Below are 15,771 nucleotides of genomic sequence, written 5' to 3' on the forward strand. Positions count from 1 at the left end.
TCGGCGGCCGGCGCCGGCCCGTCCCGGCCGGTGAGGAACCGCATGCCCCGACAGGTGAGCTCGATGACCAGCGCGAGCCCGAACTCATGGCGCAGCGCCGCCAGTTCCCCGGTGATCGCGGCCCGGTGCCCCGGTGTCAGGGTCGCCGCACGGTCGGCACCCCAGGGTCAGGTCCAGCGCCAGATGCTCATGGGCGAGCACCGGCCCGCGCACCGCGGAGACGGGCAGCGGGCCCGTGACGATCCGCAGCAGCTCGTTCATCGCGCACCCGCCCGTCGGCAGCCCCTGGCCCGCCGGCAGCCCTACCGCGTCCGTGCGATCAGATACCGGAACACATTCGGCATCCACACCGTCCCGTCCGCCCGCTGGTACGGATGCAGCGCCTCCGCGAGCTCCTTCTCCACCTGACGCTCCTCCGTCACCTCCAGCGCCGCATCGAACAGCCCCGTCGACAGCAGTCCGCGCACCGCGCTCGCCGGATCCGCGTACCCGAACGGGCAGGCCACCCGGCCCGAACCATCGGGCCGCAGCCCGGCCCGGTCCGCCAGCTCCTCCAGATCGTCCCGGCCGCTGGGCCACCCGCCGGCGGAGCCGACGGCGCAGTCGCCCCGCGGGTCGGCCAGCCGCTGCGCGACCCCCAGCACCCCGGCCGTGGCACAGCGCTCCACCGGGCCCCAGCCGCCCAGCACCACCGCGCTGCCGCGCTCCGCCAGCCCGGCCGCCGCGGTGAGCGAGGCCGTCAGCCCCTCGACCGTGCTCACACAGCCCACCGGGTGGAACGCCGTGACCACGTTGAAGGCGGCATCCCCGGGCGCCGCGGCCTCCAGGCCCCCACTGACGAGCCGGGTGTGCTCCGGCCCGCCCTCCGGCGTGAGCCGCTCACGTGCCAGCTCCAGCCGGGACTCGTCCGCGTCCACCCCGCTGACCTGCGCGCCGCGCGCCGCCGCCAGCAGCAGCGCCAGCCCGGAACCGCAGCCGAGCCCCAGCAGGCGGGTGCCGGGGCCGATGCCCAGGCGGTCGTACGCGGCTTCGTACAGCGGCAGCAGCATCCGCTCCTGGATCTCGGCCCAGTCACGGGTGCGCCGTGACCGGTCCGGAGCGGGCGGGTCGTCGCAGCGTATGGATCCGGAGTGCGGAAGCTGGTGCCGCACGAGCGTGGGTGACATCGATAGCGCCCCTATTCGCCGAGAACCCGAAGCTGTTCCGTACCGATCGCCCCCGTGTTCGCGCGTTGTGCGCCCCCGCGATCCAGACAACTGCGCATTCGTCCGGGCGTCCAGGGGATGCGCCGGGGTTGTCTCCCGCGCGCCCCTCGATGCGCCGGGCCCGCTCCCTGGAGCGCCGTTCCAGCGTGCCCCGCCCAGACCCGCTCCGCCACGGCAACGAGCCGCCGCCGAGCCCCCGGGGCGCCGTCCGGTCACCCCCATCCGCCGGTCCCGTGAGGGAATACGGGCCGGTGTCGGCGGGCACAGGTACTCCCCGTACCATCGCCGCGGTGATCCTCACGCCGTATACGACCGGCTACGCCATGCGGCGTACGCGGTGATACGTACCGGCTTGCGGGCTGCTGGGCGCCTTCTGCGCAGATCGGCGCACCCGCCCTCGGCACGACGCATGACCGGAAACTGACTGGTACGTGCAAATTATTTGAGATGCCCCGGAATCGGAACACTCGACGGCCCCGGCTCGTTGTCACGACGTGAGCACGACACCGCCTGTCCTCGCCGCCGAGCTGGCACTCGCCTGGGCCGATATTCAACGGCACCACCCCGAGCTGCCGGACCTGGCCGCGCCCGAGTCCCTGATCGGAGAGTCCTCGTCCGCCTGTGGCGCCGAACTCTCCTTCGAACGGCTGCTCCATGAGGCAGTCCACGGCATCGCCGCCGCCCGCGGCGTGCGTGACACCTCCCGCGCAGGCCGCTACCACAACCGCCGGTTCCTGGCGATCGCCGAGGAACTGGGCCTGGATCATGTCGACGAGCCGCATCCCAGCAGCGGCTTCTCGCTGGTCACGCTCAACCCCGAAGCCAGAAGGCGCTACCGCCCCACCATCGAACGGCTCACCAGAGCGCTCAAGGCGCACACCGCCGCCACCGCCACCGACACCACCCGCAGCTTCCGGGGCCCCGCCGCCCGGCACGGCTCCTCCGGGGGCGGCGTCCGGGTCAAGGCCGTCTGCGACTGCGGGCGCAATGTCCGGGTCGTCCCGTCCGTGCTCGCTCAGGCGCCGATCGTCTGCGGCGGCTGCGGGAAGCCCTTCCGCATCCCCGAGGTCGCCGCGGTCGGCTGACCCGAGCGCGTGTGGCACAATGGCTGGCTGTACTCGACAGTCGCATAGGACCCCTCTCTCCTCCGGCTGACGCGTCCATCGGGCACCCCGAGTACCGCAACCCCACGTGGCATCCCGTTGTGCCCCACCACGTCAAGACCAGGAGACACCACTCCCGTGGCAGTCAAGATCAAGCTGAAGCGTCTGGGCAAGATCCGCGCGCCTCACTACCGCATCGTCATCGCCGACTCCCGTACCCGCCGTGACGGCCGGGCCATCGAGGAGATCGGCCTGTACCACCCGGTGCAGAACCCCTCGCGCATCGAGGTCGACTCCGAGCGTGTCCAGTACTGGCTGGGTGTCGGCGCGCAGCCGACCGAGCCCGTCATGGCCATCCTCAAGGTCACCGGCGACTGGCAGAAGTTCAAGGGCCTGCCCGCCCCGGCGCCGATGAAGGTCGCCGAGCCGAAGGCCGACAAGCGCGCCCTCTTCGAGGCCGCGGCCAAGGCTTCCGGCGACGAGCCGAAGGGTGAGGCCATCACCCCGAAGGCGAAGAAGGCTGACAAGAAGGCGGACGAGGCTGCGGCCGAGTCCACCTCCGAGTCGACCGAGGCCTGAGCATGCTCGAGGAAGCCCTCGAGCACCTCGTCAAGGGCATCGTCGACAACCCCGATGACGTGCAGGTAGCCTCGCGCACCCTGCGCCGCGGGCGCGTGCTCGAGGTCCGGGTCCACCCCGACGACCTCGGCAAGGTGATCGGCCGCAACGGCCGTACCGCCCGCGCGCTGCGGACCGTCGTGGGCGCCATCGGCGGACGGGGCATCCGCGTCGACCTCGTCGACGTGGACCAGGTCCGCTGACAAGTTGAACACCGGCTCGGGCCGGGGAGGGCTGCCGGCCCGCCCCGGCCCGTAGTCGTCTACGGACACGGAACAGTGCCGTAGGCACTGGCAAGGGAGAGAACAGCGTGCAGTTGGTAGTGGCACGGATCGGCCGCGCCCACGGCATCAAGGGCGAGGTCACGGTAGAGGTGCGGACCGACGAGCCCGAACTGCGGCTCGGCCCGGGCGCCGTCCTCGCGACCGAACCGTCCTCCGTCGGACCGCTGACCATCACGGCCGGCCGGGTGCACAGCGGCCGGCTGCTGCTGCGCTTCGAGGGCGTCGCGGACCGCACGGCCGCCGAGGCGCTGCGCAACACCCTGCTGATCGCGGAGGTCGACCCCGAGGACGTCCCCGAGGACCCCGAGGAGTTCTACGACCACCAGCTGATCGACCTCGATGTCGTCACCCGTGACGGCACCGCCGTCGGCCGGATCTCCGAGGTCTCCCATCTGCCGTACCAGGACCTGCTGATCGTCCGGCGGCCCGACGGCAGCGAGGTCATGATCCCGTTCGTCGCCGAGATCGTTCCGGAGATCGACCTCGACGAGCAGCGCGCGGTCATCGACCCGCCGCCCGGCCTCCTCGACGACAGCCAGGCCGAGATCGCCAGCCACGAGGACAGCTGATGCGGCTCGACATCGTCACGATCTTCCCCGAGTACCTCGAGCCGCTGAACGTCTCCCTCGTGGGCAAGGCCCGCGCGCGCGGACAGCTCGATGTGCGCATCCACGACCTGCGGGACTGTGCCCACGACAAGCACAACACCGTCGACGACACCCCCTACGGCGGCGGCCCGGGCATGGTCATGAAGCCCGAGCCGTGGGGCGAGGCGCTCGACGGGATCCTCGCGTCCGGTGAGGGCGAACCGGTGATCGTCGTCCCCACCCCGAGCGGCGCCCCCTTCACCCAGCAGCTCGCCGTCGAACTCTCCGCCAAGCCCTGGCTGGTGTTCACCCCGGCCCGTTACGAAGGCATCGACCGCCGGGTCATCGAGGAGTACGGCGACCGCGTCGACGTGCGCGAGGTCTCCATCGGCGACTACGTCCTCGCCGGCGGCGAGGCGCCGGTCCTGGTCATGGTCGAGGCGGTGGCCCGGCTGCTGCCCGGCGTCCTCGGCAACGCCGCCTCCCACCAGGACGACTCCTTCGCCCCGGGCGCGATGGCCGACCTCCTGGAGGGCCCCGTCTACACCAAGCCGCCGGAGTGGCGCGGCCGCGGCATCCCCGAGGTGCTGCTCAGCGGGCACCACGGCAAGATCGCCCGCTGGCGTCGGGACGAGGCGTTCCGCCGCACCGACCGCAACCGCCCCGATCTGATCGAGCGCGCCGACCCCGCCGCGTTCGACAAACACGACCGCGCGATACTCGCCGCTCTCGGCTGGTCGGAGGGCGCCGACGGCCGATTTGGGCGGACGACCGAGGCCGTGGAAGAATAGGCCGCTGCCGTGTGCGTCCGGCGCGCGCCCCTGCCACAGGGGGAACGACGCCCGCCCGACGGAACGGCATCCGACACCTCATTTCCGATATCCCGTTGATGACCTGTGGCATCAACGAAGAAAGCAGTAGGTCATGCACCTTCTCGACTCCGTCGACGCCTCGTCGCTGCGCAGCGACGTCCCGGCCTTCCGTCCGGGCGACACCGTCAACGTCCACGTCCGCGTCATCGAGGGCAACCGCTCCCGTGTGCAGCAGTTCAAGGGCGTTGTCATCCGCCGTCAGGGCGCCGGCGTGCGCGAGACCTTCACGGTCCGCAAGGTCAGCTTCTCCGTCGGCGTCGAGCGCACCTTCCCGGTGCACACCCCGATCGTCGAGAAGATCGAGGTCGTGACCCGCGGTGACGTCCGTCGCGCCAAGCTGTACTTCCTGCGCGAGCTCCGCGGCAAGGCCGCGAAGATCAAGGAGAAGCGCGACAACTGAGCCGGGCCGCCCCGGGGCGCGATTTTTTGCGCCCCGGCAACGCAAACCGACGCTCACGTACGGCGTCCGGATCCGGCCGGATAGGCTCAGGGCCCGATGGACACCGACGCACAGCTCACGGAGCGCGACCCCTCTCCCACCCCCGACCAGGGGCCGGAGCAGGGGTCGCGCTCCGCGCGTTTTCCCGGCTGGGCGGCCGGTCTGCGCCACCGGCCGGTCACCCTGCTCGCGCTCTGTCTGGCCTTTGTGCTGCTGCTCAGTGCGTTCATCGCCCAGCCCTTTCTGATCCCGTCCTCCTCCATGGAGAACACCCTGCAGATCGGGGACCGGGTGCTGGTCAACAAGCTGGCGTACCGCTTCGGTAGCGCGCCCGCGCGCGGCGACGTAGTGGTGTTCGACGGCACGGGATCGTTCGTTCACAGGGAGCAGGGGGAGAATCCCGTCACGGGACTCCTGCGCGGCGCCGGTGCGGCGCTGGGACTGGCCCGGCCCGACGAGACCGACTACGTCAAGCGCGTGATCGGCATCGGTGGTGACCACGTGACCTGCTGCGACAAACGGGGACGGATCGAAGTGAACGGTGAGCCCGTGAACGAGGCGTATCTCCACCCCGGGGACGCGCCGTCCTCGGTGGATTTCGACATCGTGGTGCCGGAGGGCAGGCTCTGGGTCATGGGCGACCACCGCGCCAGATCCAGTGACTCCCGCGACCACCTCGGCGAGCCCGGTGGCGGAACGGTCCCGGTCGACGAGGTCATCGGCCGCGCGGACCTGATCACCTGGCCGGTGAGCCGCTGGCGCACGCTTGACGCCCCACGCGCCTTCGACCGGATACCCGCCGCGGCAGGCCCACGTGGGTAGCCGCGGACGCCCCCGCCACGGGAGCAAGGACACCGGCCGGCGGGGCCGCGCTGCCGTTCAGCCGCAGCCGGACGCCGGCAGTGCGTACGGCGACTCCGGTGGCCCCAGCGACCCTCAGGAGCCCGGCACGAGCCCCGGACCGCGGGCCGGGCGGGGCGCGGGCCGCGGTCGGGCGGGCCGCCCCGCGACCGGCGGGCGGGCCGAGCGCCGGCGCCAGGCCCGGCGCATCAAGCGCCGCAGACAGCGCTCGTACCTCAAGGAAATCCCCATCCTCATCGGCGTGGCACTGGCCATCGCCCTCGTCCTGAAGACCTTCCTCGTCCAGGCCTTCGTCATCCCGTCCGGCTCCATGGAGCAGACGATCAAGATCGGCGACCGGGTGCTGGTCGACAAGCTCACGCCCTGGTTCGGGTCGAAGCCCGAGCGCGGTGACGTCGTCGTCTTCAAGGACCCCGGAGGCTGGCTCAAGGGCGAGCAGACCAAGCCCACCGACGACGGGGGAGCCTTCAAGCCGGTCACGGACGCCATGACCTTCATCGGCCTGCTGCCGTCGGCAAATGAACAGGACCTGATCAAGCGGGTCGTGGCGGTCGGCGGCGACACCGTCAAATGCTGCGACAAGCAGGGCAAGGTCACCGTCAACGGCACCCCGCTGACCGAACCGTACGTCCATCCGGGGAACCCGCCCTCCACGCTGAAGTTCTCGGTGACCGTCCCCACCGGCCGGATCTTCGTCATGGGCGACCACCGCTCGAACTCCGCGGATTCGCGCTTTCACCTGGACGAGCCGTACCGTGGCACGGTCTCTGAGGACAATGTGGTGGGCCGTGCCCAGGTGATCGCCTGGCCGTTCAAGCACTGGCGGCGCCTCGAAGAGCCGGACACCTTCACGACCGTGCACGACGCGCCGGGCGCCAAGGCGTCCGCAGCGGGTGTGCCGCATAGGGTGTCACCCGAGAGTTTGACCGTACTCCCGACCCCTGCGGAACTCCCGCTCGTTATGGGAGTGGTGGGCCTGCGCCGGTTGACGCGCGGGCGAGTGCGTGGAGTGAGGAGCAGATGTGGGGGACTTGGCGGTCGGCGCGCGGTCCGGAACCGAAGAGCCCGAAGAGCCGGCACGGCGCGGTGAGACCCCGCAGCCGGCGGCGAGTTCCGTGCATCAGACACAGTCACCATCAGGAGCGCAGGCCCAGTCGCCGCGTTCAGCCGGGGCGGACGAGTCGGATACGTTGGACACGTCGGCGAGTGGCGAGGTGAGCGGCAGCATGAAGAAGGCCAAGAAGCCGCGTGCCTTCTGGAAAGAGCTGCCGATCCTCATCGGTATCGCCCTCCTCCTCGCCCTGCTGATCAAGACCTTCCTGGTGCAGGCGTTCTCGATCCCGTCCGACTCGATGCAGGACACCCTGCAGCGCGGGGACCGGGTCCTGGTCGACAAGCTGACGCCGTGGTTCGGCTCCAAGCCGGAGCGCGGCGAGGTCGTCGTCTTCCACGACCCGGGCGGCTGGCTGAACGAGACGCCGACCCCCGAGCCCAACCCCGTCCAGAAGGTCCTCAGCTTCATCGGTCTGATGCCCTCGGCCGAAGAGAAGGACCTGATCAAGCGGGTCATCGCGGTCGGCGGCGACACCGTCGAGTGCCACGGCACCGGCCCGGTCAAGGTGAACGGCAAGGCCCTCAAGGAAGACTCCTACATCTTCCCCGGCGCCACCCCCTGCGGTGACCGTGCGTTCGGCCCGATCAAGGTTCCCAAGGGCCGGATCTGGGTGATGGGAGACCATCGTGACGACTCCCTCGACTCCCGCTACCACCAGACCCTCAAGGGCAACGGCACGGTCTCGGAGGACGAGGTCGTCGGCCGGGCGTTCACCATCGCCTGGCCCGTCAACCGCTGGGCGACCCTGCCCGTACCGGACACCTTCGACCAGCCCGGTATCAACAAGGCAATGGGGGCCGCACCGGCCGCCCTGGGCCTGGTCGGCGCGGTTCCGATCGTGATCTGGCGTCGGAAGAGGCTGACCGGAACGCGTAACCCCAGGTAAGGTGCCGTCCCGGATCTTCGACGCGGGCCGGGTCCGCGGGGTGGGAGCGCTGGGATGAGCAGCACGACGGAACACAAGACCGACGGCCGCGGCCGGACCTCGGGCAGTGTGCTGTCCGGTCTGGCCGTGGCCGTCGGCTGTGCGGCGTTCCTGGGGGGCTTCGTATGGGCAGCGCTGACGTACCGCCCCTATACGGTGCCGACCGATTCGATGTCACCGACCATCACCGCCGGGTCGCGGGTCCTGGCCCAGAAGGTGGCGGGCTCCGAGATACGCCGCGGTGACGTCGTCATCTTCAAGGACTCCGTGTGGGGCGACCTGCCGATGGTCAAGCGGGTCGTCGGCGTCGGCGGCGACAAGGTCGCCTGCTGCACCAAACAGGGCCGGCTGACCGTCAACGGAACCCCCATCGAGGAACCGTATCTGGAGGGCAGCGGCCCCGCCTCGCCCGTTGGCTTCAAGGCCAAGGTCCCCGCCGGTCAGCTCTTCCTGCTCGGCGATCACCGCAGCGACTCCATGGACTCGCGCGTCCACCTCACCGACAGCGACCACGGCTCCGTCCCGCGCAGCGCCGTCAATGCCCGGGTCGACGCCCGCGCCTGGCCGCTCGGCAGCATCGGGATGATGAAGCGCCCGGCCGCCTTCTCCGCCCTCCCCGGCGGCACCTCGCAGCCCGGCCCGGTACAGCCCATCACCATCACCGTGCTCGCCGGCGCAGTCCTCATCCTCGGCGGTGCCGCCTACGGGCCCATCGCCCGGCGCAAGGCGCGTAGGCGTGCCTGAGAGGCGGGACGGCGGGGAGCCGGCCGGCGGCCGTGAGGCGGCGGCCGGCGACCGGTCCGGGGCGGGCCGCGGCGCCGCCGGGTCGCCGGCCCATGGCCGGGCAGCGGGCGGCCGGCGAACAGAGACCGGGGCGGAAGCCGCGCCCGGCGAGCCGGCGGAGGCCATGGTGCGCCAGGTCTCCCGCATCGTGCTGCTCGACCCCGACGACCGGATCCTGCTGCTCCACGGCTTCGAACCGGCCCGTCCGACCGAGACCTGGTGGTTCACCCCGGGCGGCGGCCTGGAGGGCACGGAGAGCCACGAGGAGGCGGCCCGCCGTGAGCTCGCCGAGGAGACCGGCATCACCGACGCCGTCCTCGGCCCCGTCCTGTGGAAGCGCCGCTGCGCATTCCCGTTCGACGGGCGCCGCTGGGAGCAGGACGAGTGGTACTACCTGGGCCGGACCGACCGGACTGCCACCGACCTCGGCGGGCACACCGAGCTGGAGCGACGCAGCGTCTCGGGGCTGAGGTGGTGGACGTCGGAGGAACTGTCGGCATCGCATGAGACGGTGTACCCGACCAGACTCGCCGAGCTGCTGCGCATGCTGCTCGTCGATGGGCCCCCGAATGCGCCGGTGCTCCTGGAGACCGAGAGGGTCTGACGCACAATAGGGGGACGCACGGCTGAAGGGGATCTGCCATGAGCGCCGAGGACCTCGAGAAGTACGAGACCGAGATGGAGCTGAAGCTCTACCGGGAGTACCGCGACGTCGTCGGGCTGTTCAAATATGTGATCGAGACCGAGCGACGTTTCTACCTCACCAACGACTACGAGATGCAGGTGCACTCGGTTCAGGGAGAGGTCTTTTTCGAGGTGTCGATGGCCGACGCCTGGGTCTGGGACATGTACCGCCCGGCTCGCTTCGTCAAGCAGGTGCGGGTACTCACGTTCAAGGACGTGAACATCGAGGAGCTCAACAAGAGCGATCTGGATCTTCCGGGGAGCTGAGTCCGGCCGACGGCGGCGGAGGGGTGGGACCCGGCCGTCCTCGGGCGTCGTCGGGTCAGCCGTCACTCGGACGGGTGAGCAGGTTGTCCACAGGCGGCTCGTTGTCCACCAAGATCCAATAGCTCTGCGCGGGGGCGTCACAGTCGGTGCCGGAGGTGGTACCGCATGAACGCCATGCACGCCGGCCGCAGGGCCGGGAAGGACACACAGTTTGACCCCAGGCCGCGGGAGCGGCGGCTGGGGAGAGCAGGGGACGGGCTGCGGGGCCGCCTGGGGCCGGCCGCGGCGGCGTGCGGGGCGCGCAGCGCAGCGTCCGCCGGCGGGATGCCCGGCCGACGCAGCAAGGGCGGAGTGGCGCCTGCTGGACGGGAACCGTCCGGGGGCGTGCGGATGGCCGATGGTCCGGCCGCCGATCCGGCCGTCGGCTCGCCCGGTGACCCGGGGCCGGCGGCCCCACCGGCCGACGGCCCGGGTCCCGCGGCCCCGCCGCCCGGCGCCCTTGGTCCTGCGGCCGTACCGACCACCGCCCAGCCACCCGGCGCCGGCCCCGCAGCGGCCGCCTCGACCGGCACCCGGCGTCGTGCCCTGGGCCGCTACGGCGAAGATCTGGCTGCCCGGCGGCTCACCGAGGCCGGGATGCGGATCCTGGACCGCAACTGGCGCTGCCGCGACGGAGAGATCGACATCGTCGCGGCCGACGGAGACGCCCTGGTGGTCTGCGAAGTCAAAACCCGCCGCGCCGGCTGGTACGAACACCCCATGGCGGCCGTGCGCCCCGAGAAGACCGCCCGGCTGCGACTGCTGGCGGAACGCTGGCTGGAGCGGCACGGCGGCCCGCCACCCGGCGGCGTACGGATCGATGTCATCGGCATCTTGCTGCCGGCCCGCGGCGCCCCCGTCGTCCAGCACGCCCGGGGGGTGGCCTGATGGGGTTCGCCCGGACCTGCTCCGTCGCCCTCGTGGGCGTCGAAGGAGTCGTCGTCGAGGTCCAGGCCGACCTGGAACCGGGCGTCGCCGCCTTCACCCTCGTCGGCCTGCCCGACAAGAGCCTCATCGAATCCAGGGAACGCGTCCGCGCTGCCGTCGTGAACTCCGGCGCTGAATGGCCGCAGAAAAAGCTCACCGTCGGCCTCAGCCCGGCCTCCGTACCCAAAGGCGGCAGCGGCTTCGACCTGGCCGTGGCCTGCGCCGTCCTCGGCGCCGCCGAGCGCCTGGACCCCCGCGAACTCACCGACCTGATGATGATCGGCGAACTGGGCCTGGACGGCCGCGTTCGCCCCGTACGCGGAGTCCTGCCCGCCGTCCTGGCCGCCGCCGACGCCGGATATCGCCAGGTCGTCGTCCCCGAGCAGACCGCCGCCGAAGCCTCACTCGTCCCCGGCATCTCCGTTCTCGGCGTCCGCAGCCTGCGCCAGCTCATCGGCGTCCTCGCCGACGAACCGGTGCCCCACGAAGAACCCAGGGACGAAGGCCGCCCCGACCCGCTGCTCGCCGGGCTCGCCGTGTCCGGCACCTGCGCCGGAGCGGGCCTGCCCGCCGGTGACCGCACCCCCGACCTTGCGGACGTCGCAGGCCAGCACGGCGCCCGCCGCGCCCTGGAAGCAGCCGCCGCCGGACGTCACCACATCTTTCTCAAAGGCCCGCCCGGCGCCGGCAAAACCATGCTCGCCGAACGCCTCCCGGGACTGCTGCCGCCGCTGTCCCCCAAGGAATCCCTGGAGGTCACCGCCGTCCACTCGGTGGCCGGCGCCCTCCCGCCGGGACAGCCGCTCGTCCACCGGCCGCCCTACTGCGCACCACACCACTCCGCGACCATGGCCTCCCTCGTCGGCGGTGGTACCGGCCTGCCCCGTCCCGGAGCCGTCTCCCTCGCCCACCACGGCGTGCTGTTCATGGACGAGGCCGCGGAATGCAGCCCACGTGTCCTGGACGCGCTTCGCCAGCCACTGGAATCCGGGCACATCGTCGTCGCCCGCACCGGGGGCATGATGCGCATGCCCGCTCGCATCCTCCTCGCCCTCGCCGCGAACCCCTGTCCCTGCGGGCGACACGGCACCGCCGGCGGCGGATGCGAATGCCGGCCCTCATCCATCCGGCGCTACCGCTCACGACTCTCCGGCCCCCTGATGGACCGGGTCGACCTGCGGATCACCGTGGAACCGGTCGCCCGCTCCGAACTGCTCGCGCTGGGCCGCGGCGCCGAATCCACCGCGGCCGTGGCCGAGCGCGTACACGCCGCCCGGGAACGCGCCGCCGCCCGCCTGGCCGACACCCCCTGGCACACCAACAGTGAGGTCCCCGGCCATGAACTGCGCACCCGCTGGCAGGTCCGCCCCGGCGCCCTGGCCCAGGCAGAACGCGACCTCGAATGCGGCCTGCTCACGGCCCGCGGCCTCGACCGGGTCCTGCGCGTCGCCTGGACAGCCGCCGACCTCGCCGGCCGCGACCGCCCCACCAGCGAAGACGTCAACTGGGCCCTGGAACTCCGCACCGGCGTACACCGCGGCGCGCTGACCCCGACGGGCGGCGGCGGGAGCGAGACCGCCACCACCCGGCCCCGCACACGCCGGGACAAACGATGAACGGAATCGACCCATGGGGCTTCGCCACGGACCGGCCGGACACCGCCGACAGGCCGGACACCGCCACGGACGACCGGTCACACGCGCCCGGACCGACCGTGGAACCGGGCTCCGCCCCACACACCACGGCCGCATCCCACACCGCCGGGCGCGCGACCGCCCGCCCGTGCTCCGCGCCCGGCGGCGCAGCCCGCGAAACGCAGCGCACGGCTCGCGCGGCCCTCACCCGCATCCTCGAACCGGGCGATGAAACCGCCGGCCGCTGGGTGCGCGAGATGGGCCCGGTGGCGCTGTGGCGCGCGCTGTCCGACGAGGACGCAACCCCTCCCCGGGGCGCAAGCCCGGCCAAGACCGAGGGCCTGCGGCTACGCGCCGCACGGGCCCGACCCGCCGCGGACCTCGCCGCCGTCACCGCGCTCGGCGGCCGGTTCATCTGCCCCGGGGACGACGAATGGCCCGGCCAGCTCGACGATCTCGGCGACGCCCGCCCCCTCGGCCTGTGGGTGCGCGGGACGGCCAACCTCAGGTTGTGGGCGCTGCGCTCGGTCGCCGTCGTCGGCGCCCGGGCCTGCACCGACTACGGCGCCCACCTCGCCACCACCCTCAGCGCAGGGCTCGCCGACCGCGGCTGGACCGTCGTCTCCGGAGCCGCCTACGGCATCGACGGCGCCGCTCACCGTGGCGCGCTGGCCGCAGACGGCGCGACCATCGCCGTCATGGCCTCCGGTGTCGATTACGCCTACCCGCGCGGCCACACCGAACTGCTCGGCCGGATCGCCGAACAGGGCCTGGTGGTCGCCGAGTTACCACCCGGCGACCACCCCACCCGCAGTCGGTTCATCCAGCGCAACCGCGTCATCGCCGCGCTCACCCGAGGAACCGTCGTAGTGGAGGCCGAGCTGCGCAGCGGCTCACTGGTCACCGCCCGGCGGGCGCGGTCCCTCGGACGCTTCACGATGGGTATGCCGGGCCCGGTCACGAGCAGTCTGTCGGCCGGCGTGCATCAACTCCTGCGCGACGAGGCCACGGTGGTCACCGACGCCGATGAGGTCATCGAACTCGTCGGCAGCATCGGCGACCTGGCCCCCGGCCGACGGGGACCCACCCTCACCCGTGACCTTCTCGACCCCGTCGCCACCCGCGTACTGGAGGCGCTGCCCGCACAGGGCAGCACGGACATTGGCCGCCTGGCCGAGGAGGCCGGCACACCCCGTGAGGTGACCCAGGGCAAGCTCTTCGAGCTGCTGTCCCTCGGATTCGTTCAAAGGTGCGGTGGTCACTGGGAGTTGGCGCGACGCGCCGAGCCGGCCGACGGTTCCCGGCGAGGCGGTGCTTGACCTGGGGCGAACGGGTGAAAGGGTGAGGGGAATGACCGCAGAATCCAGGTTTGCCACGCTTCGGTGCACACGCCCGCCCCATGGGGAGCGGGCGTGGCGGCGCCGGGGGCGCACGTCGTCCCGCGCGCCGCATCACCGCCTCCGTCCGCACGGCCCTCCGCAGGGCCGCGACCGGCCCCTTGTCCGGGTGTCGCCACGCCGTACGAGGTAACCCCGGGGTGCGGGCAGCGGAACGTATCTGCGCACCCCCGAACCTGCCGTCATCGCACACCGCAACGCTGCGGTCACGCTACGCTCACAGGCAAATTCAACCCTCATGCATCCATCCACCCGCGTCTCGGCAGAACGGCTCAAGGCGACGAATGCCCCAGCACACCTCCGGGTCTGACCGTGCGGCGGTACCACCCGCCGCGCGCGGCAGCGTGCGCCCCGCCCCGCCCACCTCGCTCGATGAGTTGTGGCGCTCCTACAAGGCGTCAGGTGACGGGCGGCTGCGGGAACAGCTGATCCTGCACTACTCGCCGCTGGTCAAATACGTCGCCGGTCGTGTCAGCGTCGGCCTGCCCCCCAACGTCGAACAGGCCGACTTCGTCTCCTCCGGAGTCTTCGGACTGATCGACGCCATCGAGAAATTCGAACCCGAACGCTCCATCAAGTTCGAGACCTACGCCATCACCCGCATCCGCGGCGCAATGATCGACGAGCTGCGCGCACTCGACTGGATCCCGCGCTCCGTACGACAGAAGGCCCGTGCCGTCGAACGCGCCTACGCCACCCTCGAAGCGCAACTGCGCCGCACCCCCTCCGAGGCGGAGGTCGCCGAGGAGATGGGTATCGGGCTGGAGGAACTCCACAACGTCTTCAGCCAGCTGTCGCTGGCGAACGTGGTCGCCCTGGAGGAGCTCCTGCACGTCGGCGGCGAGGGGGGCGAACGGCTGAGCCTGATGGACACCCTTGAGGACACGGCCGCCGAGAACCCCGTCGAGATCGCCGAGGACCGCGAGCTGCGGCGCCTGCTCGCGCGTGCCATCAACACCCTCCCCGAGCGCGAGAAGACCGTGGTCACGCTCTATTACTACGAAGGCCTCACGCTCGCCGAAATCGGCAATGTCCTCGGCGTCACCGAAAGCAGGGTCAGCCAGATCCACACCAAGTCCGTCCTCCAACTGCGGGCGAAGCTCGCCGACGTCGGACACTGATCACGTCGCCCGAGACGGGTCTTCCCACGCCGTGTCGCCATACGGAGTGCCGCGGCGAGCGCGCCATCCGTAGAGTGGTGACGTGCCAAGGATTCGAGCGGCCTCCGTGGCCGAGCACCGGACGATGCAGCGCCGCGCCCTTCTGGACGCCGCCCGCACCCTGCTGTCCGAAGGCGGAACGGAAGCACTGACCTTCCCCGCCCTCGCCGAGCGCACGGGCCTCGCGCGCTCCTCCGTGTACGAGTACTTCCGCTCGCGCGCCGCCGTCGTCGAGGAGCTGTGCGCCGTCGACTTCCCCGTCTGGGCCGCCGAGGTCGAAGCGGCGATGGAGCGGGTCGACACGCCCGAGGGGAAGATCGAGGCGTATGTGCGCCGGCAACTCGCCCTGGTCGGCGACCGGCGCCACCGCGCCGTCGTCGCCATTTCGGCCGGCGAGCTGGATGCCGGCGCCCGCGAGAAGATCCGCGCGGCGCACGGCGGCCTCATCGCCATGATCGTAGAAGCGCTCGCCGCCCTGGGCCACGAGCAGCCCCGACTCGCGGCCATGCTCCTCCAGGGAGTCGTCGATGCCGCGGTCCGCCGTATCGAACTCGGTGCGGCGGAGGACCCGGACGAGATCACGGAGGCGGCGGTGTCTATGGCCCTCCGGGGGGTCCGCGGCTGACCTGGGGCCTCCCCCCCGCCCCCTCCCTCCCCACCCCCTCCCTCCCCACCCCCTCCACCACCCACCCCCCTCGTGAGCCCGGCAGCTCACAGTCCGCAATGCGACGCGACCGGCCTGTTGCCTCGCCCGTCTGTGACAAGGCTGGTCTGTGGCCCACCGGTCCGTGACCTGGGTGATCTATGGCCTCACGGCTCGTGAGGCCTAACGGGCCCGTGACCCCTCGGCTCCGTCGCCCGGATCCGTGGTC

18 protein-coding genes and 1 pseudogene are annotated in these 15,771 nt (G+C 71.7%); 17 read left to right on the top strand and 2 right to left on the bottom strand.

Features of this window, described 5'->3' with window-relative positions:
* Positions 1 to 20: 20 nt before the first annotated feature.
* Both BKA18_RS26075 and BKA18_RS26080 read right to left on the bottom strand, forming a co-directional pair.
* A pseudogene (locus BKA18_RS26075) lies at positions 21 to 261 on the bottom strand (phosphotriesterase family protein); the annotation flags it as partial.
* 41 nt (positions 262 to 302) lie between these two features.
* Positions 303 to 1,166 (bottom strand): methyltransferase domain-containing protein, encoded by an 864-nt coding sequence (locus BKA18_RS26080; protein WP_359367417.1) that lies wholly within the window; start codon positions 1,164 to 1,166, stop codon positions 303 to 305.
* Positions 1,167 to 1,699: 533 nt separating this feature from the next.
* Between BKA18_RS26080 and BKA18_RS26085 the strand changes: the two genes are divergently transcribed.
* The 17 genes from BKA18_RS26085 to BKA18_RS26165 all read left to right on the top strand — a co-directional run bounded on the left by BKA18_RS26085 (position 1,700) and on the right by BKA18_RS26165 (position 15,524).
* The gene (locus tag BKA18_RS26085; RefSeq protein ID WP_006602843.1) at positions 1,700 to 2,290 is read left to right on the top strand and encodes a hypothetical protein; all 591 of its coding nucleotides are present in this window, start codon (positions 1,700 to 1,702) and stop codon (positions 2,288 to 2,290) included.
* 156 nt (positions 2,291 to 2,446) lie between these two features.
* Positions 2,447 to 2,887, top strand: a complete 441-nt coding sequence (gene rpsP / locus BKA18_RS26090; RefSeq protein ID WP_006602842.1) for a 30S ribosomal protein S16 — start codon at positions 2,447 to 2,449, stop codon at positions 2,885 to 2,887.
* A 2-nt stretch (positions 2,888 to 2,889) separates the two neighbouring features.
* Positions 2,890 to 3,129: an RNA-binding protein gene (locus tag BKA18_RS26095; RefSeq protein WP_003980229.1), complete on the top strand. Its 240-nt coding sequence runs from the start codon at positions 2,890 to 2,892 to the stop codon at positions 3,127 to 3,129.
* 107 nt (positions 3,130 to 3,236) lie between these two features.
* A complete protein-coding gene (rimM, locus tag BKA18_RS26100; RefSeq protein ID WP_366047397.1) occupies positions 3,237 to 3,779 on the top strand; it encodes a ribosome maturation factor RimM in 543 nt (180 codons plus the stop codon).
* Positions 3,779 to 4,588, top strand: a complete 810-nt coding sequence (gene trmD, locus BKA18_RS26105) for a tRNA (guanosine(37)-N1)-methyltransferase TrmD (RefSeq protein ID WP_366047396.1) — start codon at positions 3,779 to 3,781, stop codon at positions 4,586 to 4,588. Before rimM ends, trmD begins: the two co-directional genes overlap by 1 nt.
* A 133-nt stretch (positions 4,589 to 4,721) precedes the next feature.
* The gene (gene rplS / locus BKA18_RS26110) at positions 4,722 to 5,069 is read left to right on the top strand and encodes a 50S ribosomal protein L19 (protein WP_006602839.1); all 348 of its coding nucleotides are present in this window, start codon (positions 4,722 to 4,724) and stop codon (positions 5,067 to 5,069) included.
* Between the two features lie 96 nt (positions 5,070 to 5,165).
* The gene (gene lepB, locus BKA18_RS26115; RefSeq protein WP_366047395.1) at positions 5,166 to 5,930 is read left to right on the top strand and encodes a signal peptidase I; all 765 of its coding nucleotides are present in this window, start codon (positions 5,166 to 5,168) and stop codon (positions 5,928 to 5,930) included.
* On the top strand, positions 5,923 to 7,059 hold the full coding sequence (lepB, locus tag BKA18_RS26120) for a signal peptidase I (protein WP_366047394.1): 1,137 nt from the start codon (positions 5,923 to 5,925) through the stop codon (positions 7,057 to 7,059). The genes lepB (BKA18_RS26115) and lepB (BKA18_RS26120) overlap by 8 nt, the downstream gene beginning before the upstream one ends.
* Positions 7,001 to 7,969, top strand: a complete 969-nt coding sequence (gene lepB, locus BKA18_RS26125; protein WP_366047423.1) for a signal peptidase I — start codon at positions 7,001 to 7,003, stop codon at positions 7,967 to 7,969. The genes lepB (BKA18_RS26120) and lepB (BKA18_RS26125) overlap by 59 nt, the downstream gene beginning before the upstream one ends.
* Before the next feature lie 54 nt (positions 7,970 to 8,023).
* A complete protein-coding gene (gene lepB / locus BKA18_RS26130) occupies positions 8,024 to 8,752 on the top strand; it encodes a signal peptidase I (protein ID WP_366047393.1) in 729 nt (242 codons plus the stop codon).
* Between the two features lie 163 nt (positions 8,753 to 8,915).
* Positions 8,916 to 9,395: an NUDIX hydrolase gene (locus tag BKA18_RS26135; RefSeq protein ID WP_366047422.1), complete on the top strand. Its 480-nt coding sequence runs from the start codon at positions 8,916 to 8,918 to the stop codon at positions 9,393 to 9,395.
* Positions 9,396 to 9,433: 38 nt separating this feature from the next.
* On the top strand, positions 9,434 to 9,742 hold the full coding sequence (locus tag BKA18_RS26140) for a DUF2469 domain-containing protein (RefSeq protein WP_003980220.1): 309 nt from the start codon (positions 9,434 to 9,436) through the stop codon (positions 9,740 to 9,742).
* A gap of 390 nt (positions 9,743 to 10,132) precedes the next feature.
* Entirely contained in the window at positions 10,133 to 10,669 is a 537-nt protein-coding gene (locus BKA18_RS26145; protein ID WP_429638646.1) for a YraN family protein, read from the top strand.
* The gene (locus tag BKA18_RS26150) at positions 10,669 to 12,324 is read left to right on the top strand and encodes a YifB family Mg chelatase-like AAA ATPase (RefSeq protein WP_366047391.1); all 1,656 of its coding nucleotides are present in this window, start codon (positions 10,669 to 10,671) and stop codon (positions 12,322 to 12,324) included. Before BKA18_RS26145 ends, BKA18_RS26150 begins: the two co-directional genes overlap by 1 nt.
* Positions 12,321 to 13,661, top strand: a complete 1,341-nt coding sequence (gene dprA, locus BKA18_RS26155; RefSeq protein ID WP_366047390.1) for a DNA-processing protein DprA — start codon at positions 12,321 to 12,323, stop codon at positions 13,659 to 13,661. The genes BKA18_RS26150 and dprA overlap by 4 nt, the downstream gene beginning before the upstream one ends.
* A gap of 362 nt (positions 13,662 to 14,023) precedes the next feature.
* Positions 14,024 to 14,860 carry an RNA polymerase sigma factor WhiG gene (gene whiG, locus BKA18_RS26160; protein ID WP_366047389.1) on the top strand — a complete coding sequence of 279 codons (837 nt, stop codon included), beginning with the start codon at positions 14,024 to 14,026 and terminating at the stop codon, positions 14,858 to 14,860.
* 124 nt (positions 14,861 to 14,984) lie between these two features.
* Positions 14,985 to 15,524: a TetR/AcrR family transcriptional regulator gene (locus BKA18_RS26165; protein WP_006602829.1), complete on the top strand. Its 540-nt coding sequence runs from the start codon at positions 14,985 to 14,987 to the stop codon at positions 15,522 to 15,524.
* Positions 15,525 to 15,771: the final 247 nt, after the last annotated feature.

This window comes from Streptomyces auratus (genome assembly GCF_050433025.1).
GTDB lineage: Bacteria > Actinomycetota > Actinomycetes > Streptomycetales > Streptomycetaceae > Streptomyces > Streptomyces sioyaensis.